General features: G+C 78.0%; 1 protein-coding gene and 1 pseudogene. One reads left to right on the top strand and one right to left on the bottom strand.

Translation table 11 applies throughout. The features are described 5' to 3' along the window. The first annotated feature begins 28 nt into the window (after positions 1 to 28). Positions 29 to 1,210 (top strand): dephospho-CoA kinase, encoded by a 1,182-nt coding sequence (gene coaE / locus FHG89_RS00190; RefSeq protein WP_139581827.1) that lies wholly within the window; start codon positions 29 to 31, stop codon positions 1,208 to 1,210. Between the two features lie 25 nt (positions 1,211 to 1,235). Here coaE and FHG89_RS32675 read toward each other — a convergent pair. Then, positions 1,236 to 2,324: pseudogene (locus FHG89_RS32675) on the bottom strand (hypothetical protein); the annotation flags it as partial.

The raw sequence follows: 2,324 nt of genomic DNA, 5'->3' as shown, positions 1-2,324 counted from the left end.
GGGCACGGTGATCCGGTTGACTGGTCTGGTGCTGAGGGTGGGGTTGACCGGTGGAATCGGGTCGGGCAAGAGCGCGGTGGCCGCGCGGCTCGTCGAGCGGGGCGCGGTGCTCATCGACGCCGACCAGATCGCCCGCGAGGTCGTCGCACCGGGCAGCGCGGGCCTGGCCGAGATCGTCGCCGCCTTCTCCGACCGCGTGTTGGACGCCGACGGCGCGTTGGACCGGGCCGCGCTGGGCGCGGTGGTGTTCGCCGACGAGGCGGCCCGCCGTCGGCTGGAGGCCATCACCCATCCTCGGGTCCGGGCCCGTACCGCCGAGCTGACGGCCGCGGCGCCACCCGACGCGGTTGTCGTCAACGACGTGCCGCTGCTCGTGGAGGTCGGACTCGCGCCCACGTACCACCTGGTGGTCGTGGTGCAGGCGGCCGTGTCGACGCGACTGGACCGGCTGGTGCGCACCCGGGGGATGGACCGGGCGGACGCCGAGCGGCGGATCGCCGCGCAGGCCGACGACGACCGCCGCCGCGCGGCGGCGGACGTGGTGCTGACCAACGACGCGTCCCTGACGGCGCTGCACACCGCCGTCGACGCGCTCTGGGAGCGGCGCCTGCTGCCCTACGAGCGCAACCTGCGGTCGCGCCGGGTGGCCTCGCCGGCCCGGGTCGACGGGGCCGTGGCCGACCCGACGTGGCCCGAGCAGTACGCCCGGCTGGCCGCCCGGATCCGGCACGCGCTGGCGCCGGCGGAACTCCGGATCGACCACGTCGGTCCGACCGCGGTGCCCGGTGTCGCCGCCGAGGACGTCATCGACGTGCAGGTGGCGTTGCCCGACCTCGCCGACGCAGACGGGGCGCTCACCGACCGGTTGGCGAACGCCGGGTTCCCCCGGGTGCCGGGGCAGTGGCGGGACGACCCGCGGCCGGCCGGCGGCGGCCGTTGGGAGAAGCGGCTGCACGGCAGCGCGGACCCGGGCCGTCCGGTGCGCCTGCACGTGCGCCAGGTCGACTCGCCGGGCTGGCGGCACGCGTTGCTGATGCGTGACCACCTGCGGGCCGACCCTGACCGGCGCTCCGCGTACCTGCTGCTCAAGCGGGAGCTGGTCGACGCCGCGCCGGACGCCAGTGGGTCCGGTACGGCGCGCGACCCGTGGTTCGACGAGGAGTACCTGCGCGCCGAGGAGTGGGCCGCGCAGACCGGCTGGCGGCCCTGAGGGGCACGGACTCCGCGGCGCGGCGTCAGCGGGGCCGGGCGACCGGGCGGGTGGTGCCCGGCGGTCGGGGCGCCGGGGCCAGCCGGGGCATGACGCCGGGGCTGAGGTCCAGTTGTGCCCACATGCCGGCGCTTGTGTGCAGTTCCAGCCGGCGCAGTGAGCCGTCGCGGTCGATCCAGTAGCGCAGCCGGCCGGGGCCGGTGCCCAGCTCGATGACGTCCACGGTCCGCCCGTCGGCGACGTCCTCGCGTACCCGTTGGGCCGGACCCCGCTGGACGCCCGTGCCGGCGGCGAGCGCGGCGCCGGCCAGGACGCTCAGGTCGTCCGTGCCGGCACGGCTGAAGCGCCAGGGAGCGGCGGTCGGTGGCATGGGTGGCCGGCCCGGCGTCTCGGCGGTGCCGCCGCCACCGGCCGTGGCGGGTACGTCCGCGCGGGCCCGGGTCGCGGCGTCCCGCCACAGCAGGGTCCTCCGGTCGGGTACGCCGAGGTCGGCGACCGCCAGGTAGGCGGTGCGCGTGGTCCAGCTCAACCAGCCGGCGCCCCGCAGGTTGGTGTCGGTGCCCACCGGCGCGGTGAGGGTCGCCGTGGCGCCACCGCCCTGGGCCCGCAGTCGCGCGGGTAGCCGGTCCAGTCGGCGTCGCTCGGCGTCGGTGAGCGCGCGGGGCAGCCCGGGCCGGCCGCCGAGCGCGTCCACCGGGCGCAACGTGGGGCGGTCCGCCCGGTTGAAGGTCACCGTGACCGGGCCGACTCCGGGCAACCGGGTCACCAACCTGTGCAGCCGGGCGTCCCGGTCGAGCCAGTAGCGGGGCTGCCCGTCGTCGGGCGCGGCCGAGCTGGCGGGTGTCGCCGCGGGGGAGGGGGTCGCGGCGGGCAGCGGCGCGGCGAGGACGTCCACCGGGCCGGCGGCGACGGTGTCCCGGGCCACCCAGCGGCCCACCGTCGGCGACGGGTCGGGGTGGTCGGCGGAGAGGCCGAGGAGCAGGTCGAGCACCGGTGCCAGGCCCGTGCCGGGCGTCAGGTGGTGCAGCCGCCAGCGGTCGACGGGCGGCACCAGGGGAGGCGCGGCGGGGGTGGGGCGCGCCGCCGGTTCCGGCCGGATCACCAGTGCCGGGCC

This window comes from Micromonospora orduensis (assembly GCF_006228125.1).
In the GTDB taxonomy this organism is placed as follows: Bacteria; Actinomycetota; Actinomycetes; order Mycobacteriales; family Micromonosporaceae; genus Micromonospora; species Micromonospora orduensis.
This window is presented reverse-complemented; position numbering and strand designations above follow the sequence as displayed.